The 21,824-nt window shown below is 73.1% G+C and carries 19 protein-coding genes; 13 read left to right on the top strand and 6 right to left on the bottom strand.

The window, feature by feature from the left end:
* Positions 1-8: 8 nt before the first annotated feature.
* Complete coding sequence (locus IE096_RS21360) at positions 9-1,325, bottom strand: cytochrome P450 family protein (RefSeq protein WP_189454097.1); 1,317 nt, start codon at positions 1,323-1,325, stop codon at positions 9-11.
* Between the two features lie 230 nt (positions 1,326-1,555).
* Between IE096_RS21360 and IE096_RS21355 the strand changes: the two genes are divergently transcribed.
* Genes IE096_RS21355 through IE096_RS21345 form a run of 3 tightly spaced genes read left to right on the top strand, consistent with a single transcriptional unit; the run spans position 1,556 to position 4,613 of the window.
* On the top strand, positions 1,556-1,771 hold the full coding sequence (locus IE096_RS21355) for a hypothetical protein (protein WP_126913254.1): 216 nt from the start codon (positions 1,556-1,558) through the stop codon (positions 1,769-1,771).
* A complete protein-coding gene (locus IE096_RS21350) occupies positions 1,771-4,113 on the top strand; it encodes a heavy metal translocating P-type ATPase (protein WP_189454096.1) in 2,343 nt (780 codons plus the stop codon). The genes IE096_RS21355 and IE096_RS21350 overlap by 1 nt, the downstream gene beginning before the upstream one ends.
* Positions 4,110-4,613, top strand: a complete 504-nt coding sequence (locus IE096_RS21345; protein ID WP_189454094.1) for a copper chaperone PCu(A)C — start codon at positions 4,110-4,112, stop codon at positions 4,611-4,613. Before IE096_RS21350 ends, IE096_RS21345 begins: the two co-directional genes overlap by 4 nt.
* Before the next feature lie 82 nt (positions 4,614-4,695).
* Here IE096_RS21345 and IE096_RS21340 read toward each other — a convergent pair whose 3' ends face one another.
* Complete coding sequence (locus IE096_RS21340) at positions 4,696-5,295, bottom strand: sigma-70 family RNA polymerase sigma factor (protein WP_189454092.1); 600 nt, start codon at positions 5,293-5,295, stop codon at positions 4,696-4,698.
* Positions 5,296-5,344: 49 nt separating this feature from the next.
* Between IE096_RS21340 and IE096_RS21335 the strand changes: the two genes are divergently transcribed.
* On the top strand, positions 5,345-5,521 hold the full coding sequence (locus IE096_RS21335) for a zf-HC2 domain-containing protein (RefSeq protein WP_189454089.1): 177 nt from the start codon (positions 5,345-5,347) through the stop codon (positions 5,519-5,521).
* 216 nt (positions 5,522-5,737) lie between these two features.
* Here IE096_RS21335 and IE096_RS21330 read toward each other — a convergent pair whose 3' ends face one another.
* A complete protein-coding gene (locus IE096_RS21330; protein WP_229820445.1) occupies positions 5,738-6,502 on the bottom strand; it encodes a hypothetical protein in 765 nt (254 codons plus the stop codon).
* A 305-nt stretch (positions 6,503-6,807) separates the two neighbouring features.
* Complete coding sequence (locus IE096_RS21325) at positions 6,808-7,074, bottom strand: holin (RefSeq protein ID WP_189454087.1); 267 nt, start codon at positions 7,072-7,074, stop codon at positions 6,808-6,810.
* A gap of 223 nt (positions 7,075-7,297) precedes the next feature.
* Between IE096_RS21325 and IE096_RS21320 the strand changes: the two genes are divergently transcribed.
* From IE096_RS21320 to IE096_RS21305, 4 genes are all read left to right on the top strand, one after another.
* Positions 7,298-8,560 carry a GAF domain-containing protein gene (locus IE096_RS21320; RefSeq protein ID WP_189454085.1) on the top strand — a complete coding sequence of 421 codons (1,263 nt, stop codon included), beginning with the start codon at positions 7,298-7,300 and terminating at the stop codon, positions 8,558-8,560.
* Between the two features lie 68 nt (positions 8,561-8,628).
* Positions 8,629-10,152: an aldehyde dehydrogenase gene (gene adh / locus IE096_RS21315; RefSeq protein WP_189454084.1), complete on the top strand. Its 1,524-nt coding sequence runs from the start codon at positions 8,629-8,631 to the stop codon at positions 10,150-10,152.
* 181 nt (positions 10,153-10,333) lie between these two features.
* Positions 10,334-11,584 carry a hypothetical protein gene (locus IE096_RS21310; protein ID WP_189454082.1) on the top strand — a complete coding sequence of 417 codons (1,251 nt, stop codon included), beginning with the start codon at positions 10,334-10,336 and terminating at the stop codon, positions 11,582-11,584.
* A 289-nt stretch (positions 11,585-11,873) separates the two neighbouring features.
* Entirely contained in the window at positions 11,874-12,278 is a 405-nt protein-coding gene (locus IE096_RS21305) for an FKBP-type peptidyl-prolyl cis-trans isomerase (protein WP_189454080.1), read from the top strand.
* Between the two features lie 272 nt (positions 12,279-12,550).
* Here the strand turns inward: IE096_RS21305 and IE096_RS21300 are convergent, their stop codons facing one another.
* The gene (locus IE096_RS21300; RefSeq protein ID WP_189454078.1) at positions 12,551-13,153 is read right to left on the bottom strand and encodes a TetR/AcrR family transcriptional regulator; all 603 of its coding nucleotides are present in this window, start codon (positions 13,151-13,153) and stop codon (positions 12,551-12,553) included.
* Positions 13,154-13,277: 124 nt separating this feature from the next.
* Between IE096_RS21300 and IE096_RS21295 the strand changes: the two genes are divergently transcribed.
* Positions 13,278-14,234: an alpha/beta fold hydrolase gene (locus IE096_RS21295; protein ID WP_229820443.1), complete on the top strand. Its 957-nt coding sequence runs from the start codon at positions 13,278-13,280 to the stop codon at positions 14,232-14,234.
* Between the two features lie 68 nt (positions 14,235-14,302).
* Here the strand turns inward: IE096_RS21295 and IE096_RS21290 are convergent, their stop codons facing one another.
* Positions 14,303-15,760: a phosphodiester glycosidase family protein gene (locus tag IE096_RS21290; RefSeq protein ID WP_189454076.1), complete on the bottom strand. Its 1,458-nt coding sequence runs from the start codon at positions 15,758-15,760 to the stop codon at positions 14,303-14,305.
* Positions 15,761-17,094: 1,334 nt separating this feature from the next.
* Between IE096_RS21290 and IE096_RS21285 the strand changes: the two genes are divergently transcribed.
* The 4 genes from IE096_RS21285 (at position 17,095) to IE096_RS21270 (ending at position 21,793) form a co-directional block, all read left to right on the top strand.
* A complete protein-coding gene (locus tag IE096_RS21285; RefSeq protein WP_189454074.1) occupies positions 17,095-17,796 on the top strand; it encodes a hypothetical protein in 702 nt (233 codons plus the stop codon).
* A gap of 19 nt (positions 17,797-17,815) precedes the next feature.
* Positions 17,816-18,565 (top strand): class F sortase, encoded by a 750-nt coding sequence (locus tag IE096_RS21280; RefSeq protein WP_189454073.1) that lies wholly within the window; start codon positions 17,816-17,818, stop codon positions 18,563-18,565.
* Positions 18,566-18,690: 125 nt separating this feature from the next.
* Positions 18,691-21,222 (top strand): tetratricopeptide repeat protein, encoded by a 2,532-nt coding sequence (locus IE096_RS21275; protein ID WP_189454071.1) that lies wholly within the window; start codon positions 18,691-18,693, stop codon positions 21,220-21,222.
* A gap of 142 nt (positions 21,223-21,364) precedes the next feature.
* Entirely contained in the window at positions 21,365-21,793 is a 429-nt protein-coding gene (locus tag IE096_RS21270; protein WP_189454069.1) for a DUF779 domain-containing protein, read from the top strand.
* Positions 21,794-21,824 lie beyond the last annotated feature (31 nt).

Raw genomic sequence — 21,824 nt, 5'->3', positions numbered from 1 at the left:
GGCGGGTATCACGTGCGGGGCCACTTCAGGTCGCGGGGGCATGCGGGGGTGGGCGCGGGCACAGGCGCGGGGGTGGACGTGCCGGACGTGTCGAAGGCGACGGGCAGCGCGGCCGTGCCCCGGCCGAGGACGGCGGGGATCCACTCGAGCTCGTCGTCGGGCACGGCGAGCCGCAGCCCGGGCAGCCGGGCGATCAGCGTGCCGAGGGCGACCTGGAGTTCGATGCGGGCCAGGGCGGCGCCCGGGCAGAAGTGGGTGCCGTGGCCGAAGGCCAGGTGCGGACCCTGGGCCCGGTCGAGGTCGAGGACGTCGGGGTCGGGGAAGCGCTCGGGGTCGCGGTTGGCCGCGCAGAGGGAGACGATCACGGAGTCGCCGGCGGGGACGCGCGTGCCGTGCAGCTCGGCGTCCTCGGCGAGGAAGCGCCAGGTGGTGAGCTCGAAGGCGCTGTCGAGGCGGAGGAGTTCCTCGACGGCGCGGGGCATGAGCGCGGGTTCGGCGCGCAGCCGCTCCAGGGCCCCGGGGTGGCGCGTCAGGGCCACGAGCGCGGTGGTGATCTGGTTGGTGACCGGTTCCTGACCGGCCACGAGCAGCTGGAAGATCATGGAGTCGAGCTCCTCCGGGCTGAGCTCGCCCTCGTCCCGGGCGGTGACGAGCCGGGAGAGCAGGCCGTCCCCGGGGTGCTCGCGCCGGTCGGCGACGACCTCGGCGATGTACTCCTGGAGGCCGCGCAGTAGCGCCTCGTAGGCCGGGCGGCCGGGGTCCGCGGGGCCGACCGGCGCGACGACCTTGCCCCACTCGCGGCGGAAGCGGGCGGCGAGGTGCGGGGGCAGGCCGATGACCTCGGCGAGGACCTGGAAGGGGAAGCGGGCGGCGAAGCACCGCACGAGGTCGATGCCGTCCGGCCCTTCGGTGGGCATCGCGTCGATGGGCATGGCGTCGACGAGAGCGTCGGCCATCTCCTGGAACCGCGGCCGCAGCGCCTCCACGCGCCGTGGCGCGAAAGCATCGGTGATCAGGCGGCGCATGGCGGTGTGCTTCGGCGCGTCCTGGTGGAGGAGGTGGACCTGGAGCTGGGAGTGCTGGGGCTCGGGCATGATCGAGGCTCGGGCGCGCCAGCGGTCGTTGCCGAGCTCGTGGTTCTTGCCCAGCCGGGGATCGGCGAGGGTCCGCTGCGCGGCGGCGTGCCCGGTGACCAGCCAGGCGGTGACCCCGCTGGGGAAGAGCACCCGGTGGATGGGGCCGGCCTCGCGCATCCGTGCGTACAGCGGGTACGGATCGCGCTTGTACTCGGGGCCGTAGAGGGGCACGGGGTCGGGCAGCGGCACGGTGGGAGTCTCCTCGCGAAGTGATGGACCCTTGAGGAGTCGTACGCCTCCGGGGGTGAGTTCCCGGCCATTTCGGCGAGGGGCTCGCCGGGTTCGGGGAGGGGGCCTCGATCTCCGGGTAGTCGGGCGCGGAGGCGCTCTGGTTCCCGGCCGGGAAAGGGACAATCCTCACGCGCCGGGAAGTGGCCGAAGCGCCGGGACACGGGCTCGCGCCGTGCCACGATGCGGCGATGACCGCACGTCTGGCACGTCCCCTCCCCTATGCCACTTTGGCAGGCTTCGTCCTGCTGCTGGCCGTTCTCTTCGGCGTCTCCTACGCGGCCGGTTCGGCCGCCGGTCCCGTCGCGCCGGGCCTCCACCGCGTCGGCGGTGCGACCACGGGTTCGGATGGCGGAAGCGGCGGCAACGACGGGAACATGGGCGGCATGCCCGGAATGGGCCACTGATGAGTACGTCGACGAGCACGGACGCCACCGGCGGCACGGACGCCACGGATGCCACCGTTGCCGCTGTCGCCACTGTCGTCACCGAGCTGATCATCGGCGGGATGACCTGCGCCGCGTGCGTGGCGCGCATCGAGAAGAAGCTCGGCCGGCTGGAGGGTGTGAGCGCCACCGTCAACCTGGCGACGTGCCGGGCGCGCGTCAGCCACCCCGCCGCGGTGCCGGTGGCGGACCTGATCGCGGTGGTGGAGGGCGCGGGATTCACGGCCGCGCTGCCGGAACCGGAGAAGCCGGCGACGGCGACGGACGCCGAGGCCACGGAGGAGATCGGTCAGCCGGACGGACCCGCCGTCACCCGCCTCATCGTCACCGCCCTGTTGTCGGTGCCGGTCCTGGTGCTCTCCATGGTCCCCGCCCTCCAGTTCGACAACTGGCAGTGGCTGTGCTTCGTCCTGGCCTCGCCGGTCGCGGTATGGGGCTCCTGGCCGTTCCACGAGCGGGCGCTGCGCGGGCTGCGGCACGCGGCCGCCACCATGGACACCCTGGTCTCGCTCGGCGTCCTGGCCTCCTACGGCTGGTCCGCGTACGCGCTCTTCCTCGGCGGTGCCGGGCGGCCCGGGATGCGGATGCCGTTCACGCTGGTGCCCTCGATGACGGGGGGTACGGCGGACGTCTACCTGGAAGCGGTGGTCGGCGTACCGCTGTTCGTGCTGACGGGCCGGCTGCTGGAGGCCCGGGCCCGGCGCGGCACGGGCTCGGCGCTGCGTGCGCTGGCGTCGCTCGCGGCGAAGGACGCGGTCGTCCGGGACGCGGACGGCACGGAACGGCGCGTTCCCATCGCCCGCTTGCGGGTGGGCGACGTGTTCGTCGTACGTCCCGGGGAGCGCGTCGCCACCGACGGTGTGGTGGTGGCGGGCAGCTCGGCGCTGGACCTGTCGCTGGTCACGGGCGAGAGCGCGCCCGTCGAGGCCGCTCCCGGCACGGCCGTCGTGGGCGGCGCGGTCAACTCCGGCGGGCTGCTGGAGGTACGGGCCGAGGCCGTCGGCGCGGACACCCAGCTGGCCCGGATCGCCCGGCTGGTGGAGGAGGCGCAGGCGGGCAAGGCCCGGGTGCAGCGCGTCGCGGACGCGGTCGCGGGCGTCTTCGTCCCGGCGGTGCTGGCCGTGGCCGTCACGGTCCTCGGCTTCTGGCTGGGTGCGGGCGCCGCCCCCCAGGCGGCGGTCACGGCGGCGGTCGCGGTGCTCGTGGTGGCCTGCCCCTGCGCCCTGGGCCTCGCCACCCCCACCGCCCTGCTGGCCGCCACGGGCCGGGGTGCGGGCCTGGGCATCCTGGTGAGCGGCCCACAGGCCCTGGAGGGCCTGCGCCGGGTGGACACGGTGGTTCTCGACAAGACGGGCACGCTGACGACCGGTTCGATGACGGTCACGGAGGTCACGGGCGACGCGGAGGCGCTGCGCCTGGTGGCGGCGGCGGAGTCGGGTTCGGAGCACCCGGTGGGACGCGCGATCCACGCCCACGGGCGCGAGGCGACGACGCAGGACGCGCCCCTGCCGCCGGCGACGGACTTCACGGCGACGGCGGGCGTGGGCGTACGGGCGCTGGTGGAGGGCCACGTGGTGGAGGTGACGCGTCCGGACGGGAAGGACCGACCCGACCGACCGGAACTCCCCGCCCCCCTGGCCGACGCCCTGTCCCGCGCCGAGCGAACCGGCCGGACCGCCGTCCTGGCCCGCGTCGACGGCGAGCCCCGAGCCGTGATCGCCCTCGGCGACACCGTCCGCGCCGGCAGCTACCGCGCCGTCGACCACCTCAAGCGCCTCGGCCTGCGCCCCGTGCTGGCCACCGGCGACGGCGCGGCGGCGGCCCACGCCGTGGCCGACGAGCTGGGCATCACCGAGGTCCACGCCCGGGCCACCCCCGAGGACAAGGCGGAGCTCGTCCGCACGCTCCGCGAGCGCGGCCACCGGGTCGCGGTCATCGGCGACGGGGTCAACGACACCGCCGCCCTGGCCGGCGCCGACCTCGGCATCGCCATGGGCGGCGGCACGGACGCCGCCATCGGGGCGGCCGACGTGACGCTCGTCCGCGAGGACATGGGCGCGCTGGCCGACGCCGTCCGGCTGGCCCGCCGCACCTCCGTGACCGTACGGTCCAACCTCCTCTGGGCCTTCGGCTACAACATGGTCACCGTGCCGCTCGCCGCGGTCGGACTGCTCAGCCCGATGGTCGCGGCGGCGGCGATGTCCGCCAGCTCGCTGCTGGTCGTGGGCAACAGCCTGCGGCTGCGCGGCTGGCAGCCGCGCACCGCGCGCACCACTGCGAACAAGCGGAGGACGCTGCGATGAACGACACGAAGAACTCCCTCCTCCGCACCGCCCGAGCGGCCCTCGTCCCGGTCGCGGCCTGCGCCGTGGCCCTGGGCGGGCTGACCGCCTGGACGGCGTCCGGCGCGGCGGGCCGCCCCGCGTCCGTGACGGTGGACGACGGCCGGGTCTTCCAGCCCTTCGGCATCGAGAGCACGGCGGCGATGTTCCGCCTGCGCAACACCGGCGACGCGGACGACGAGCTCATCGGCGTCGACGTTCCCACAGCGGGCGGCGCGATGCTGAGCCGTACGGTCGTAAAGAACGGCGCCGGCAAGATGAAGATGATCGCGTCCACGACCGTCCCCGCCCGCGGCACGGTGGAGATGTCCCCGCACGAGCTGGACGTCATGGTCTACCGGCCGCCCCTGGTGCGCGTCGGCGAGCGGCTCCCGTTCGTGTTCCGGTTCCGGAAGAGCGGCGTCGTACGGGTGGACGCGGTGGTGGTCCGCCCCGGCAACAGGCCGCTCACACAGCACTGACCCGAACCGGAACGAGTGAGGGGCTGTGGTGCCTGCCGGCACCACAGCCCCTCACTTCGTCAGCCGGTCACCCGGCGGGCAATCACCCGGCGAGCGCCGGCACCCGTACCGCCGTCGCCCGTACCGCCGACGCCCCCCGCTCGGCCGCGTCCAACTGCACGATGAGCGCCTCGCGCGCCCGCGCCACCCGCGAGCGGACCGTACCGACCGGGCAGCCCGCGACGACCGCGGCCTCCGCGTACGGCAGGCCGAGCAGCTGCGTCAGGACGAACGCCTCGCGGCGCTCGTACGGCAGCCGGTCGAGGAGCTGCGAGAGGGCGACGCCCTCGTCGAAGCCGGGCAGCGCCGGGGACTGGGTGCGCTCGGCCGCCGACTGCCAGTCGTCCGTGTCCGACAGCCGGGGCCGCGCCGCCTGGAAGCGGAGCCGGTCCACGACGGTGCGGCGGGCGATGGACAGCAGCCAGGTGCGGGCCGACGAGCGGCCCTCGAAGCGCGGCAGCGAGCGCAGGGCGCGCAGGAACGTCTCCTGTACGAGGTCGTCGGCGCCCTGCGGGTCGTTGCTGAGCCGTGCCACGTACCGGCGGACGTCGGTCTGGGTGGCGCGGATGAATCGTTCCACCGCGTCGGCGTCGCCGCCGCGCGCCGCCAGCGCCCAGGCGGTCACGGTCTCGTCGTCACGCACGGCGGCCCCCGGTGGTCGCGGCCGGCCCGGTGCCGGGGACGATGGCGGGGTGCACTGCGTTGACGTCCGTACCGCCATATCCGCCCGCGCCGACGGCGAGGACCTGCCGCCGGAGGTGTCCGGCGCGGCGCTCGACGCGCACCTTCGGGGCTGTGCCGAATGCCGCGACTGGGAGGAACGGGTGCACCGGCTCAAGGTGCTCACGGCGCGTCTGGGGCTCGTGTGACGGGAGCGTCCCGAACGGATGCGTCTCGGCCGGGTGTGTCCCGGACGGCAGCGTCCCGCACGAGCGGACCGCCGGTGTGAGGGCAGGGGTCATCGCCCTGGGTCCTTCCTGGAATCCGGGCGCCCGGCCGTACGGCGAGGCGTGGCCCGCGGACGGCGGCGGGGCCCGGTGAGGTGATTCGGCCCGGTAGGTCGCGGTCGCGGGCCCGGAAGGGGCTCAGGCGACGGCGACGACGGGTCCGGGCGGACCGCGCGTGGCGAGGACGTGGGCGTAGAGCAGCTGGCGCAGCCGCTGCGCGGCGCGGCCGAAACCGGCCCGCACGCGGGGCGGCCGGGGCCGCGCCGGTACGTCGTGGAAGAGGAGGACGAGCGGGCCGCGCAGCCGCGCGGCGATGGTCCGGCCGAGCCGGAAGGCGGCCTGTTCACCGCCGGCGAGCCAGATGCCGCAGATGAGGGCGACGAGCACGTGGGCGGACCACATGCCGAGGGCACCGTGGCCGGCGTGCATGCCACCCATGCCACCCATGCCACTCATACCGCCCATGCCGTGGCTCATGGGCGGCATGCCCCCGTGGTCCATGGGCATGGGCATGGACGCGGAGCCCGCGAACCCACCGCAGACGGCGTCGGACGCGGACACGGACGCGCCCGAGGACGCGCCCGACGACACGGCCGAGGACGCGGACATCCCCGCGTCCACCGCGCGAGCGGCAACGCTCTGGGCGACGGTGAAGAAGGAGTGCAGCCCGGTCTGCGCGCCCACCGTGGCGAGCGTGATCAGCAGGGGGCCGCGTTCGCGACCGGCCAGGAACCAGGCGCAGCCGCCCGTCGTCGTGAAGGCGACGGCTATCGCCCACCACGGGACGGTGGTGCCGGACATCACGGCGTGGCCCAGGGCCGCGAGCAGCACACAGACCGCTGCGAACACACCGGCTCGCAGCGCGCGCGGGACCTGTCCGGTCTGCTGGTGCCCTGCTCTCATGACGGAGACATCGTTGCACCCGCCCGGCGCGGGCCGATAGCGGGGGGCGCGCTGACGCCCGTACGACCCCCCGCCCGGGCGCACGGCTCCGCCCCGTACCGTCCGCCCGGCGGTACGGGGCGGCGGGCCGCCAGGCTCGGGGGGAATGACCGGCGGCACCGGTCCCGTCGCGCCAGTGGGACTCGCGTTCTCGAGTCAACCGCGCGGGCGGCCCGGGCGGGAGCGTGTGCGAGGGGGTGGGCGCGGGTGCGCCGCGCACACCCCGTGTGAAATGCCGGCTTCCGCAGGGGCGCGGCGAGGAGCCGCTACCGGCCGCCGGCAGGACCGGCGGCCGCCCCGCCGCCCGCCTTGTCGCGCTCGGGCAGCCAGGCGGCGCTGTTCTTGTCCCCGAAACGGCTGCCGATCGCGCCCTTGATCACGGAGAGCGCGGCGGGGAGCGCGGCGACGGCCGCGGCCTTGAGCGCGGAGATGCTGGTGAGGTCGAACCCGTCGGCGATGATGATGCCGAGGAAGGTGGTCACGTAGGCGGCGAGGGTTCGCTCGGCTATGTCGAGAAGTACCTTACGGTTCACTGTGTTTCCGTTTCGGGAGTCTCTGATGTGCGTGCGGAGGTCGTGACGGGTGGCAGCAGCGTCACCGCTGTGACGTGTCCACCGCAACTCTCCGCTGTCCGTGTCCTACCCACCGACCGCCGACGGCAGCCCTCCCCACCGCTTCCTCCGGTTCGTCCGGCGTTCGACAAGCCACCGCCCGGCGGTATGGTCACGGAGGCGGCCGACCTCCGGGAGGGTCCACGTGGTCAACCCCTGGCTGGCGATGGCGTCCGGCGCCGACCCCGCCGAGCGGAGCCGGACGATGGGCGGCGCGCACTCGGCGTTCGTCTCGGACGGGGTAGTGAGCCCCCGGGTCCGCGCGGTCGTCGCGGATTCGTGGCGGCGCTCGGCGGCCGTGCTGCCCGGTCCGGAGTTCATGGCTCCGGTGGAGCTGACCGACGACGAACTGGACCGCTACCGGCGCGCGCACCCGCTGGCGCGGGTGATGCCGCTCCTGCGCGAACTGCTCGGCACCATCGCGGACGACGGCGCCCATCTGCTCGCGGTCTGTGACGCGGCGGGCCGGATGCTGTGGGTGGAGGGGCACGCGGGGGTGCGGAGGGGCGCCGAGCGGATGAACTTCGTCCCGGGCGCCCGCTGGGACGAGCGGCACGCCGGCACCAACGCCCCGGGCACGGCCCTCGCTCTGGACCACGCCGTGCAGATCTTCGCCACCGAGCACTACAACCGCCTGGTCCAGCCGTGGACGTGTGCCGCGGCACCCATCCACGACCCGGTCACCGGACGGCTGCTGGGCGCGGTGGACATCACCGGCGGCGACCACCTGGCCGGCCCGCACAGCCTGGCCCTGGTCCAGGCGACGGCCCGCGCGGCCGAGGCACACCTGACGACCGGCCCCACCGGGGGCCAACCCACGCTGTCCGCCCTGGGCAGGGACGAGGCGCTCCTGACGACGGCGGACGGGCGCCGATTACGCCTGAGCAGACGCCACAGCGAGATCCTGGCGTTGCTGGCGGCCAACCCGGCGGGCCTGACGGGCGACCAGCTCTCCCTCGCCCTCTACGGGGAACGCCCGGTGCCACCGGTGACCCTCCGGGCGGAACTCTCCCGGCTGCGGCGGCTGGTGGGCGGGCTGCTGCACTCGCGCCCGTACCGGCTGAGCGTCCCCGTGGAGACGGACGCGGCGGACGTCGAACGCGAACTCGCGGCGGGTGACCTGAGCGGCGCGCTGCGGACCTACGCCGGCCCGCTGCTCCCCCAGTCCGAAGCGCCGGGGATACGCCGGATGCGCCGGCTCCTGGAGGACCGGCTGCGCAGGGCGGTGCTGGGAGGCGACGACGCGGGGGCGCTCCAGCTGTGGGCGGACAGCCCGTGGGGCGAGGAGGACCTGGAGGTGTGGGAGCGCCTGCTCGCCGCGCTCCCCGAGGACGCGAGGCACCGGGGCCGGGTGGCGGCGCGGACGGGACGGCTGCGGGCAACGTTCGCGCAACGTGGCGAGGACTAGCGTCGCGTGACGCGCGCACCGAACGACCCCTGAACGCGCGACGAACCCCACCCACCCGAAGGGCCGCCATGACCCGCTACGCCAACCCCGGCTCCCCGGACGCGATCGTCACGTACCGCCCGCGGTACGACCACTGGATCGGGGGCGAGTACGTACCGCCCAAGCAGGGCGGGTACTTCGAGAACCCGTCCCCGGTCGACGGCCGCCCGTTCACGGAGATCGCGCGGGGCACGGCCGAGGACGTCGAACGCGCCCTGGACGCCGCCCACGCGGCGGCCCCGGCGTGGGGCCGCACCTCCCCCGCGGAACGCGCCCTCGTCCTCAACCGCATAGCGGACCGCATGGAGCGGAACCTCGAACTCCTGGCCGTCGCGGAGACCTGGGACAACGGCAAACCGGTCCGGGAAGCCCTGGCCGCCGACATCCCCCTCGCGATCGACCACTTCCGCTACTTCGCGGGTGCGATACGGGCCCAGGAGGGCAGCCTCTCCGAACTCGACGAGGACTCCGTCGCCTACCACTTCCACGAGCCGCTGGGCGTGGTCGCCCAGATCATCCCGTGGAACTTCCCCCTCCTGATGGCGGCCTGGAAGCTGGCCCCGGCGCTGGCGGCGGGCAACGCGGTCGTCCTCAAGCCGGCGGAACAGACCCCCGCCTCGATCCACGTCTGGCTGGACCTGGTGGCGGACCTGCTCCCGCCGGGAGTGGTCAACATCGTCAACGGCTTCGGCGTGGAAGCGGGCAAGCCGTTGGCCTCCAGCCCCCGCGTGGCCAAGATCGCCTTCACCGGCGAAACCACGACAGGCCGCCTGATCATGCAGTACGCCTCGGAGAACCTGAAGCCGGTCACCCTCGAACTGGGCGGCAAGAGCCCGAACATCTTCTTCGACGACGTCTCCGCCGCGGACGACGACTTCCTCGACAAGGCCCTCGAAGGCTTCACGATGTTCGCCCTCAACCAGGGCGAGGTCTGCACCTGCCCCTCCCGCGCCCTCATCCAACGCGGCCACTACGCCACGTTCCTGGAAGCGGCCAAGGCCCGCACCGAGGCCATCATCCCGGGTCACCCCCTGGACACCGACACCATGATCGGCGCCCAGGCCTCCAACGACCAGCTCGAGAAGATCCTCTCCTACCTCGACATCGGCAAGCAGGAAGGCGCCCGCATCCTCACCGGCGGCACCCGAGCCGACCTGGGCGGCGAACTCGCGGGCGGCTACTACGTCCAGCCCACCATCCTCGAGGGCCACAACCGCATGCGCGTCTTCCAGGAAGAGATCTTCGGCCCGGTCGTCGCCGTCACGTCCTTCACCGACTTCGACGACGCCATGTCCCTGGCCAACGACACCCTCTACGGCCTCGGCGCCGGCGTCTGGACCCGCAACGGCACCACCGCCTACCGCGCCGGCCGCACCATCCAAGCCGGCCGCGTCTGGACCAACTGCTACCACACCTACCCAGCCCACGCCGCCTTCGGCGGCTACAAACAGTCGGGCATAGGGCGGGAGGGACACCGGATGATGCTGGACCACTACCAGCAGACGAAGAATCTTCTGGTGTCGTACTCGCCGAAGAAGCTCGGCTTCTTCTAGAGGCGCCGGAAAGGGCCTCCGACCTGCGCAAAGCGCGGCCGGAGGCCCTTTCCGCATGAAGCCGATCGTTGCCCGCCGCGCAGCCCGCGATGCGGCGTACCCACCACCTTGTCTACTCACCGCAGAGCGGAGGGAACCGATCACCCGGCGGACTGTCAGCGCCTGCACATAACCTACCGACATGTCCTCGACTCTCGGTGAGCTCCGGCACGTCATGCTCGGTTCGATCTTCAAGCCCGAGGTTCCCCTGGGACCGACCCGGGACATCCTCATCACCTGCCACGCCTCGGCAACAGGCAAGGGCAAGCTCCACGGGAGCCCAGAGTGCCGCACTCTGCGGTCGGCCGCCTCCGTAAACCAGATCGACATCCCGTTCGGCGAAGCCGTCGAGCGGCTTTGCGCGAACTGCCGGTGGCCTCTACCCACGGACAGCCCCATCCTGCCGCTCGGTGCAGCGGTCAACGAGGTGGACTCGCTCACCATCTGGCTGGACCGGGAGCCCGAGGACGAGGAGGACGTCGAGGCCGAGCGCGATGCCGCCATGGCCCTCGCCACCGGCGATTACCCGCCCCACGCAGATGACGCCAGCGACGAGGAAGAGGAAGAGGAAGACGACGAGGCTGGGCGCGACGAGGAATGGGAGCGCTACGACCGCGCCCGCGACCTGCGCTCCGGACGCCATGAGCACTGGCGCCGACTGCATTCCTACCTAGCCCGGAGCAACGAGGCGGTAGCCGAGTACCCCTTCCTCGCCCCGTGGGCCGACGGCCTGCAGAGTCGCCTCACTGGCGTCCTCGACGCAGAGCGTCGGGCCTTCGTGGCCCTCGTCCAGCCGGCCCATCTGCTGGAGGCGGCTGCCGTACGCGTCCTGCCCGCGCCACGGTTCTCCGGCGATCCCGGCTTCGCCGGGCTGGGAGCGGAGGCGGAGAAGACCTTCCGGCGAGCGTGGTACGAGTGGAGTCGCCGAGCTGCCTGGTCCTGGCGGCGCCTGGAAGATCAGCACTTCTCGGTGTACACCGTCGTCAGCGACGCATTCGGGCGTCGCCGTAAGGGGAAGCCCGAAGCCCACTCCGCCTTCCGCCAGCTCACCGCCGACTGGATCCGCCAGGCACGCGAACAAGCCGGCAGCCCCGCCAGCACGCCATGGCAGCTGGTAGCCGTCAAGGCACCCGCCCTCCCCCGAACCCATCACAGCGAGCCGGAACGCGACCCCCTCACCATATGGGAAGCATCGGTCATCGCCACCTACCAAGTGGCTTTCAACCGGAAGGCCGGCACCACGGCCCTGCTTGTTCCCCACCTCATCGCCGAGCAACTACTCACATGCGCCTCCGACGACATGCCGGTCCAGCTCCTGGCTCCCCAAGGCAGCGCCCTACCCGCGGAAGTGCTGCTCGAACAGTGGGACCACGAGAGCCTCACCCGCTCGTAGCCGAGCACTGTCAGGTCCAGGCGGGTCTCCCCCTGGCTCATGACGGCCTGCCGCCCACTCCCAGTCGTGGGCCAGGCCACTGATATTCGCCAGAGCCGGCGATTGCTGCGCGACCCGTGCGTGCGGGGTCGCGTGCATCGGCTACGCGAAAGATCACCACATGCGGCCGCTGGATTTACCGTGCTCCGGCAATCGGCATTCTCGGTAGCGTGGCCATCTGCTGCACGAGGGGCCCGCGTGTCCGGCTGGTCTCCGGGCGGAGCTTTCGATGAAGAGTGATGAGGCTGCAATGAGTGAACTGACGAAGCCCGAAGTCCACGTTCCGGAGGGTGACGCTCCTACCGAGCTGACCATCCGGGACCTGGTCGTCGGGGACGGGCCCGAGGTGGAGCCGGGCATGGTGGTCAGGGTCCACTATGTCGGGGTGACCTTCGAGTCCGGGAAGGAGTTCGATGCCTCCTGGGACCGGGGCGAGCCGTTCAAGTTCGCTCTGGGCAGCGGCAGGGTCATCAAGGGCTGGGACCGGGGGGTGAGGGGGATGAAGGTCGGCGGTCGGCGCGAGATCATCGTTCCCCCGCGTCTCGGCTACGGCAAGCAGTCGCCCTCGCCGTTGATCCCGCCGGGCTCGACCCTGGTCTTCGTCGTGGACCTGCTCGACTCGTATTCCAGCACAGCCGGGTGGAGCAACGCCTAGTGGCCCTGGCCGCCCCTCCCCTTCGACGCCCTGCACCGCCGTCTCCCGGGGTTCGCGGACGGCGGGTGTGTGCGGAGCGGGCGCCGGCACGGCCGTAGTGGCGCGCCGGTCGGCGGCCAACCGAGCGGGATCCCCTCGGCCAGTCGCGTGTCGGCCTCCTCACAGGGCGCGCCTGTCCGCCCGAGCACCGCACACGCCGAGATCCGGACCGTTGCCGAAGGACCTTCTGGTGAGCTATTCGCCGAAGAAGCAGTAACCGCGCCACGGATTTCTCACGCCGCGAAGATCCCGTCCAGTTGCCGTTCCAGCACCGCCACCGCCGACTCCGGGGTGCGGTGGCCCACGAGGATGCTCGTGCCCAGCCCCGCCGACAGGGCCAGGAGGGCGATCGCGTCCTGGCGAGGGTCCACCCCGGGGTGGGTGAGGTCCGCTTCCTGGGCCTGGCGGAGGAGTTCCGTCAGGTGGTTCTCGGCCGCTTCGGGACTGCGGATGAAGGGCTGGGCGGCCAGGGCCTCGTCGGTCACGGCGAGGACGGCGTACGAGGTGTGGACGAGGTGGAAGGTGCGGCTCGCCTCGTCGGTGGGGAGGGACGCCAGCAGGATGGCCTCGATCACCGCGCGCGGGCCCGGGGCGTCGCCGGCCGCCCGGAGGCGGGCGGCCACCCGTTCGCCGAATCGTTCGGTCAGGTGCTCCAGACCGTAGAGGAGCAGCTTCTCCTTCGTCTCGAAGTAGTACTGCACCAGCCTCAGCGACACTCCCGCCTCCGCCGCCACGTCCCGCATCCGCACGGCGTGCAGCCCGCGGTGGCCGGCCACGCGGAGGAGTGCCTCGGCGATCTCGGTGCGCCGTTCCGCGTGGTCCACGCGCTTCGGCATCGTTCGACTCCGCTCTTCGATGACAAGGGTCCTCAGTGACCACTACCTCTTTATGGTACCGCCGTATCAAGTTGATGGTACGGTCGTATCACGAACCAGGTGATCGTTACCGAGGAGGCCACCCGTGCCCCAGACCACGGCCCGCGACCGAATCCCCGCCCGCAACCGCCCCGACGTCGGCCGCTACGTCAACGACGCCCTGCGGGAGCGCTACTTCGCGACGTGCGACGCCGTCTTCGCCCTCGGGGCGACGGCCGTCGCGGAGACGGACGTGGAGACCTCCTTCGGGACGACGCACGTCTACCGCTACGGGCCCGACGACCCGGCCGGCGCCTCCCGCACCCCGGTCGTCCTCGTGCACGGCGCCGGCAGTTGCTCCGCGATGTGGTACCCGAACACGTCCGCGCTCAGCGCCGAACGGCCCGTCTATGCCATCGACACGCCGGGCGACCCCGGCCGCAGCGTGCAGCGCGAGCCCATCCACCGACCCGAGGACGCCGCGCGCTGGCTGGACGAGACGCTCGCCGGGCTCGGCCTCGACCGCGTCCACCTCGTCGGCGCCTCGTACGGCGGATGGCTCGCCCTGAACCAGGCGCACCGCGGGCCCGGCCGGCTCGCCTCCGTCACCCTGCTCGATCCCGGTGGGCTGGAGAAGGTGGGGCTGCGCTTCTTCGTCTGGATCTTCATCAGTCTCTTCGCGACCTTCGCGCCCAAGGCGCTGCGCCCCCGGCTCGCGCGCTGGCTGGAGCAGCCCGTGCTCATCGAGCCGGAACTCCGCGCGATGGTCAGGGCGGGCATCCGCGCCTACCGCATCCGCCGCCCGGCTCCGCTGCCCCTGTCCGAGGAGGAGTTGAGCACCATCCGCACCGCCATGTATCTGGTGCTCGGCAAGCGGAGCCTCCTCGTGCACCCGAAGCGGCAGGTGGAGCGCGTTCCGCGGCTGATACCGGGGGCCCGCGCCGAGATCGTCTCGAACACCGGCCACGGCCCCCAGATCGACCACGCCGACGAGATCAACCGCCGGATGCTCCGCTTCATGGATTCCGCCGACCGATCCGGCGGACAAGCGGTCGCCCGCTGACCATCACCGGCACACGTGGTCCTGACGGGAGCGCGCCCGTCAGGACCACGGTCACCACCCGGGCGCCGTCAGCGAATGATCAGCGCGTTCTCCATCAGCCGGGGACCCGTGCTGTCGGAGGGCCTGTTGATGAGCCGGCCGCCGACCACCATCGTGGTGGATCCGCCCCCGTCGAGGTTGAGGGCGTTCACCGCGCCGAGGGAGCGCATGACGGCCGCGCTCTCCCGGAAGGTCAGTCCCGAACTGTACCCCGGGCGGCGGCCGTCGACGGCGACGAACAGCAGGGAGCCGTCGTCCGTGACGCCGGCGAGGCTGCGCGGGTGCCGGTGGATGCCGAAGTAGTCGAAGAAGCCGGGGTCGTCGGGGTAGTTGAAGCCCTCGGCGTCCGCGGGGATGTCGATACGGCCGTTCCGGAGCAGTTGCGGGCCGCCCGAGGCGACGTCCATGGCGCGTCCGGCGGTGTCCGTCAGGGGCCGGCCGTCGCGGTCGAGGACGGTGGCCGTCACGTTCACCACCTGGCCCTTGCGGGCGTGGGCGCGCAGCCAGTCGGCGCCGTCGCCCGTGCCGGCGAGCAGCGTCGTGCCGGACGGGAACGTGCCGCCGCGCCGGTCGCGCACCTCCAGCACCTTGCCGTTCTTGTCGATGACGACCGCGACGCCGTCACCGGCGTGCGTGGGCCCGTAGAAGAAGTCGGTGTACTGGATGACCTCGGAGTCGTCGGTGCACAGGACGTCGTGGCGCGGCCGCTCGGTGGGGACGTCGCCCCCGGTGCCACCGCAGTTGCGGATCTTGCCCGGGGAGCGGTTCAGCCCGTCGAGTTCGCGCTGGGCGCCGTCGGCGGAGCGCAGGCGCAGGTTGGTGCTCAGCCGCTGGACGGAGGGGCGTGCGCGCCGGTCGGAGGGCAGGACGAGGGCGCTGGTCCCCTGGACCGCCTCGCTCACGAGCTTGCCGCCGACGACCGACAGGCCGGCGACGTCGCCGAAGGTGCCGTCCTCCTCGTCCGAACCGTAACTGCCGTTGATCCCGGCGATGCCGCCCATGTGCTTGACCATGTCGGCCAGCGTCTCGCCGCCCGGCACCCGGTCCTGGGCCTGCCGGACCTGGACCCGCTGCCGCTGCGCGGCGGAGACCCGCAGCACGTCGACGACCCAGGGGCCGGTGCGGCCGGTGCCGTCCTCCCCCGTGAAGTAGGTGTGCGTGGGGTTGAAGCCCGCCGCGCGCAGGTCCTTCACCAGCCGGGCGGCGGCCCCCTGGTCGGCGAGCTCGCCGACCCGTACGCGCCAGCCCCACGGCTGGTTCGAGGGCAGGTCCTGGGGGCGCTCGTCCACGCGGCTGACGGAGGGGTCGAAGCCGGCGTCGTCCAGCCGGTCGGCCAGGGAGCGCGCCGCGCTCTCGTCCTTCAGCAGCGCGACCTCGACGGTCCAGTGGTCACGGGCGTCGGGGCGGCCACGTTTGATCCGGGTCCAGGTCACACCCGGGGCCACCTGGGTGGTGGTGCGGGTCTCGGGAAGGTTCGCGTCCCCCAAGGGGAGTCGCTGTACGGCGGGTTGAACAGAGGATTGAACGGCGGGTTGAACGACCGCCTGGGCCCCGGCCTGCAGGCCCGTGGCGGGCAGAACGAGTGCCAGTGTGGCCAGGCCGGCGGTGAGCACCGACCGGCGCGTGCGTCTGATCTTCACCACTTTCCTCCCTGCCCTCTCCATGTCGTGGCGCGGGCTGTCGCCGCAGTGTGGCCGCGCAGCGTGTCGCCCACGCGAACGCTCAGCTCAGCATGGCGTAATGCAGCGGAAACAAGGTGCTGCTGTGCGGGAGGAGTTGGGCCGGTTCACCCTGTGGGGTACGCGCCGCCGCCGTCACGTGGACACGGCACGGTCGTCACGCGGACGCGCCCCGCCGGGACCCGCCGCGCCCGCGAAAATCTTCCATCATGCCGCAACCCGGCCCACCCGGCGGCGAAATCCCCCACGCGGATCGTTCAACTCACCGCGCCCGCTAGGCTACTGGGAGCAACGGCTCTGCCTCCCCTGAGTGCCTCGCCCGGCCGGGCGGGGCCCCGGCGCGTACCCGGGATCGTCAAGAGGTGAGGAGCCGGCTGATGGGGAAGCCGAGGAGCAGGAGGAGGCGTCGGGGACGGCCTCCCGGTCCGGATCGTCAGGGTCCGCGGGACTGGGTGACGCTCTCGGCCGTGCTTGTGAACGCGGTTGCCGCCATCGCGCGGTGTTGTGACCAGCTGCTGCGCTGACGCGTACCGGCTGGGGCGGTTCCGGACGACGGGTCGGTCCCACCTGGAGGTGTGGACCCGGCCGGTGCTAGGTCGGCCGGGTCCACACGATGCCTCGCACGGGACGGGCCTGGCTCTCGGCGACATCCGGAGCCGGGCCCTTCGCGTTCCGTACGAGAGACTGGCCTCCGCCGATCGTTCCGCGGAGTTCGGTCGCCCGCGGCCGCCCGGCGGCGCCGGCTGACCGCGCACGTCACTGTAGCAATTGGTCAAGCGCCTGCTACCCCTTTGACCTGCGACGAAGGCAATCCGGCCACAACGGGCCACGTCAAACGCCCACCGTCCGCCATGCCTCGCCATGCCTTCGCCACCCCTCCCCAGCAGCCGGAACGCCGCCGAGGGCCCGAACGCCCCGCTCCCGGGTGGCGCGCGGGGTGGCGGTTGTCGGGCCGCGACGGCATACCTCCGCCCGCGCTTCCCGCGCCTCCGCCACGCCGTGCGGGCCCCGGATTCAGCCGCGGAGCCCGGCCCTCTCCCCCGACCGGCCCATGTTGCTTACCGAATGGAGCAATACGACTACCCTGCGGATGCTCCGTCCGGAGTGCGGGGTGAACCTCGGAAACGAAGGAGGTACACCCAATGAAGTCAATCCGTACCGCTCTCTGCGGCACCCTGACGGCAGTCGCCGTCTGCGCGGCGCCCGCCGCGTATGCCCTCGGCTCCTCCAACACCCCGGTCAAGCCGCCCCAAAGCAGCGTCGTGCAGCACACCGGTCATGACGAGGACTGCGACGACGACCACGGCCGTGGTGACCACGACCACGGCCACGGCCGTCACGACCGCGATCGCGACCGTGACGACTGCGACGACGACCACGGGCGCGACCACGGCCGCGACCACGAGGACCACGGCCGCGAACACGGCCGGGACCACGGGCGCGACCACGACTGGGACGACCACGACGACCATGGTCGGGACGACCACGGGCGTGACCACGGCCGGGACCACGAGGACCACGGCCGCGAACACGGCCGGGACCACGACCACGGGCGTGAGGACCACGGCCGTGACCACGGACGTGAGGACCACGGCCGTGACCACGGGCGCGAGGACCACGGGCGCGACCACGAGCACGGTCGTGACCACGGGCGTGAGGACCACGGCCGGGAGCACGAGCGCCCGCACGGCCGCAACCACACGGGCGGTGGCGCCACGGCGCCGGTGGCCGCGTCCGAGTCCACGTCCGTCGACGCCCCCGCGCTCGCCCTCGCGGGCGCCACGGTGGGTATGGCCGGTGGGCTGATCTGGTACCGGCGCCGCGTCAACGCGGCCAAGCGGTGACAGGGAGCGAACCGGCGTCATGTCAGAAGCGCGCACAGGCGGTTCGAACCGCCGCCTGCTGACCGGGGTGGCCTGGGTGGCTCTGCTGCTGGCCCTGTGGCTCTGGGGTCACGACACCGTGGAGGAGCCGATAGCCTCGGCCCCCAGGCCCGGTGCCGTGGCCACCGAGGGCCGCCCCCCTGCGCGCGGCCTGCCCCCGGCACACGAACCGTTGCCGGGGGCGGGCCCCCTCGTGCTCGCCATCAAGGCGGTGGGGCTGAAGGCCCCGATCGAGGGGCACGGGCTCGACCCGCGCGGCGGCGTCGAACCGCCCCCGTACGAGCGGCCCAACGCCGTCTCCTGGTACCAGGACGGCCCCGCGCCCGGAAGCACGGGAACCGCCGTGCTCGTCGGGCACGTCGACACCCAGACCTCACCGGCGGTCTTCTACGAGCTGAGCTCCCTCAAGCGCGGCGCGAAGATCAACGTCACCCGGGTGGACGGCTCCACGGCCGAGTTCACCGTCGACGACATCACCGTCGTCGACAAGGACCACTGGGACGACGACAAGGTCTACGGCTCCCGCGACACCAACCGCGCCGAGCTCCGCCTGATCACCTGCGGCGGCGAGTACGACCGCGCCCAGCACGAGTACACCGCCAACCTGGTGGTCTCGGCCTATCTCACCGGGACCGGCCGGACCCTGCCCGAGCCCCGTGTCACCCCCGACACCCAGGGCTCCTCCGACGGCCAGGGCCAAAGCCAGGGCCAGGGCACCTCCGACACCTAGGCCACACCACTCCACTCGCACATTCACCGCGCGCCCCGGATTCCGGTCCGGAGCGCTTCGCTGCGTCCGCCACCGTTCGCCCCGGCGCGCATACTGGCCCGTACCGACTCGGCACGGGGGGTTCGATGCCGGAGCAAGGCACGTCACTACAGGAACTGATAGCCCGTCAACACCGTTCGGGACTCGTCGGCCGCCAGGCCGAGCTCGCCTGTTTCCAGGAGAACTTGCGGCAGCCCGCCGACGACCCCTCCCACCGTTTCGTCTTCCACCTCCACGGCGTCAGCGGCGTCGGCAAGACCTTTCTGCTCCAGCAGATGATCAGCGGCGCGCGGGCGCAGCAGGCCCTGACCGCGTACGTCACCGACGCGGCCCGCACCGTCGTCGACACCATGGCGGCCATCGGCGCGGAGCTCGCGCGACAGGGCTGCCCCCTGCGGAAGTTCGACGGTCTCCTCGCCACCTACCACCGCAAGCTGCGCGAGGCGGACGCCCTCGCCCACGCGGAACGGCCGGCGCCCGGCCGGGAGCGGGAGGGCTCCCCCTCCGCCTCCAGCCGGGTGGCGGCGCGGATCGGGCTGGCGTCGCTGGGGCTGGTGCCCGGTCTCGGGTTCGTCGCCGAGGCGGCCGACGCCACCGAGGTCGCCCAGGCGGCGGACCGGCTGCGGGAGTGGCTCGGCGGCCATTTCCACAACCGCGAGGACGTCGACCTGGTGATGTCCCCGGTGCGCACGCTCACGCCCGCCTTCACCAAGGACCTCCGCGACGTCGCGGCCCGCCGGAGCTGGGTGGCGCTGTTCCTCGACGACTACGAGCGCACGGCGCCGGTGCTCGACGACTGGCTGCGCGAGCTACTCCTGAGCGACGTCCACGGGGCGCTCCCCGGCAACGCCGTGCTCGCCCTCGCCGGTCAGCAGCCGCTCGGCCACGCCGGCTGGGGCGACCAGCTCGGCGTCGTCCAGCACATGCCGCTCGACGTCTTCACCGAGGCGGAGGCCCGGCAGCTGCTGGCCGCGAAGGGCATCGGCGACGAGCACAGCGTCCGGCTGATCCTGCGCGAGTCCGGCCGGCTGCCCCGGCAGCTGGTCCTGATGGCCCGCAACGGCCCCGACGACCCGCACATCGCCGACGTCAGCGACGCCACGGTCGAACGCGCCCTCAAGGACGAGACCGACCCGGTCCGGCACGCCGCCGCGGCGGCGTGCGCCCTGCCCCGCCGGTTCGACGAGGAGGTGTACCGGGCCGCCGTCGAGCCCGAGGCCGCCGGTCACTTCGACTGGCTCCGCACCCGCCCCTTCGTCACCGACCAGGGCGGCACCTACCAGTACACCGAGCCCATCCGGGCGGCCTTCCTGCGCCGCCAGCGCCACCACTCGCCCCGGCGCTGGTACGACCGGCACCGGGCACTGGCCGGCACGTTCGAGGAGTGGCGGCTTCGGCTGGAGGAGGCCCTGGCCCCGGAGGACCGGTGGGCCGACGACCGCTGGGTGGAGTACGCCCTGGAGGAGCGGTACCACCACCTGTGCGCCTTCCCCCGGATCTCCCCGCGTACGGTCACGCGCTTCCTGGTCGACGCCTGTGCCGCCGAGCCGCCCCGGATCCGGCGGTGCGCCGACATGCTGGCCCAGGCCGGGGAGACGGCGGACCTGGAGTGGGCCCGCGGTCTCGGGCAGCGGCTCCTCGCGGCCCTGCCGGACGAGCACGCCGACGTCACCCCCGCCCTGGACGTCCTGCTGGGCGAGCCCGGCCTGGACACCGACGAGCGGGTCACGGCGCTCGTGGCCCGGGCGGAGCGGCACCGCAGGGCCGGGCGCGCCGAGGACGCGCTCGCGGACTACCGGGACGCCCTGCAACTGGATCCGTCCTGCCCGCGCGTCTTCACGGGCCGCGGCATCCTCTACCGGGCCATGTCCCGTCTCGCCGCGTCGCGCGCGGACTTCACCCGCGCCCTGGAGCTCACCCCCGGCGACCCCGCGGCCCTGGCCGGCCGGGGCGCCACCCACCGGCTCATGGGGCGCTACGGCGACGCGCTGACCGACCTCCAGCGGGCCATCGAGATCAACCCCGAACTCCACTGGGCCCACGCCGAACGCGGCTGGTCCTACCTCGCCACCCGGCAGCCCGAGGCGGCGTTCACGGCCTTCACCCGCGCGCTCGGCCACCGGCCCGACGACTCCCGGCTGTTCATCGGGCGGGCCTGCGCCCACCGGTTCACCGGCCACTACGAGCTGGCGCTCGCCGACTGCGGCCACGCCCTGCGCCTCAAGCCGGACTCGTGGTGGGCGCACGCGGTGCGCGGTGCGACGTACCGGCTGATGGAGCGCAACGACGAGGCGCTCGCCGACCTCACCCGGGCCATCGAGCTGCGCCCCGACTACGACTGGTGCCTGGCCGGGCGCGGGGAGGTGCACCGGCGCGAGGGCCGGTTCGAGGAGGCGCTGCGCGATCTCGACCACGCCCTGCGCATCCAGCCGGACAACGACTGGGCGCTGGCCCGGCGCGGCGCGGTGTACTGCGCCCAGCGGCGCACCGAGGAGGCGCTGGCGGACTTCCAGCGGTCCCTGGACGTGATGCCCGACTACGACTGGGCACTCATCCGGCCGGCGGGGACCTACCGGCTCATGGGGCACGAGTTCGACTGGTACTCGGCCCCGGGGTGAGGCCGCCGGCGGGCGGCGGCGTGCGTTCCTCTGGCGATCAGCTCCCGGCTCGGGGCAGGCTGTCGTCCCTCAGCACGTGGGCGCACATGGAGGAGGGATATTCCATGAATCCGCACTTATGCCGGCAGCACGGGCGCCACCCATGAGCGGGTACGGGCACCGGAACGGGGAGGGCGTCTCGCGGATCGCCCTCACCCCCGCCGCCGCCGAGCTCGTCCGGCGGCTGAGCGAGCGGCACGGGCCGCTGATGTTCCACCAGTCGGGCGGCTGCTGCGACGGCAGTTCGCCGATGTGCTACCCGCGCGGTGAGTTCCGCACGGGCGGCTCGGACGTGCTCCTGGCCGAGCTGGTCGTCGACGGGGTGGCGGAGCCGGTCCGCTTCTGGATGTCGGCCGAGCAGTTCGAGCGGTGGCGCCACACCCATCTGACGGTGGACGTGGTGCCGGGGCGGGGCAGCGGCTTCTCGCTGGAGGCTCCGGAGGGGGTGCGCTTCCTGATCCGCTCCCGGCTGCTGACGGACCGGGAGGCACGCGCCCTCGACGGGGCCGCCGCCACGCCCCCGCCCGGCTGAGCCACCGCCGTCGGCTTCCGTCCACCGGCCT

The sequence above is a fragment of the Streptomyces abikoensis genome (assembly GCF_014648775.1).
Taxonomy (GTDB): domain Bacteria; phylum Actinomycetota; class Actinomycetes; order Streptomycetales; family Streptomycetaceae; genus Streptomyces; species Streptomyces abikoensis.
The sequence above is the reverse complement of the archived record's forward strand: the minus strand, read 5'-3'. Positions and strand labels throughout refer to the sequence as shown.

What these genes read in the sequence shown, in the direction of transcription:
- IE096_RS21355 (WP_126913254.1), top strand. Translation starts at nt 1,556, where the DNA reads ATGACCGCACGTCTGGCACGTCCCCTCCCCTATGCCACTTTGGCAGGC.
- IE096_RS21350 (WP_189454096.1), top strand. Translation starts at nt 1,771, where the DNA reads ATGAGTACGTCGACGAGCACGGACGCCACCGGCGGCACGGACGCCACG.
- IE096_RS21345 (WP_189454094.1), top strand. Translation starts at nt 4,110, where the DNA reads ATGAACGACACGAAGAACTCCCTCCTCCGCACCGCCCGAGCGGCCCTC.
- IE096_RS21330 (WP_229820445.1), bottom strand. Translation starts at nt 6,502, where the DNA reads ATGAGAGCAGGGCACCAGCAGACCGGACAGGTCCCGCGCGCGCTGCGA.
- adh (WP_189454084.1), top strand. Translation starts at nt 8,629, where the DNA reads ATGACCCGCTACGCCAACCCCGGCTCCCCGGACGCGATCGTCACGTAC.
- IE096_RS21310 (WP_189454082.1), top strand. Translation starts at nt 10,334, where the DNA reads ATGTCCTCGACTCTCGGTGAGCTCCGGCACGTCATGCTCGGTTCGATC.
- IE096_RS21305 (WP_189454080.1), top strand. Translation starts at nt 11,874, where the DNA reads ATGAGTGAACTGACGAAGCCCGAAGTCCACGTTCCGGAGGGTGACGCT.
- IE096_RS21300 (WP_189454078.1), bottom strand. Translation starts at nt 13,153, where the DNA reads ATGCCGAAGCGCGTGGACCACGCGGAACGGCGCACCGAGATCGCCGAG.
- IE096_RS21285 (WP_189454074.1), top strand. Translation starts at nt 17,095, where the DNA reads ATGAAGTCAATCCGTACCGCTCTCTGCGGCACCCTGACGGCAGTCGCC.
- IE096_RS21280 (WP_189454073.1), top strand. Translation starts at nt 17,816, where the DNA reads ATGTCAGAAGCGCGCACAGGCGGTTCGAACCGCCGCCTGCTGACCGGG.
- IE096_RS21275 (WP_189454071.1), top strand. Translation starts at nt 18,691, where the DNA reads ATGCCGGAGCAAGGCACGTCACTACAGGAACTGATAGCCCGTCAACAC.
- IE096_RS21270 (WP_189454069.1), top strand. Translation starts at nt 21,365, where the DNA reads ATGAGCGGGTACGGGCACCGGAACGGGGAGGGCGTCTCGCGGATCGCC.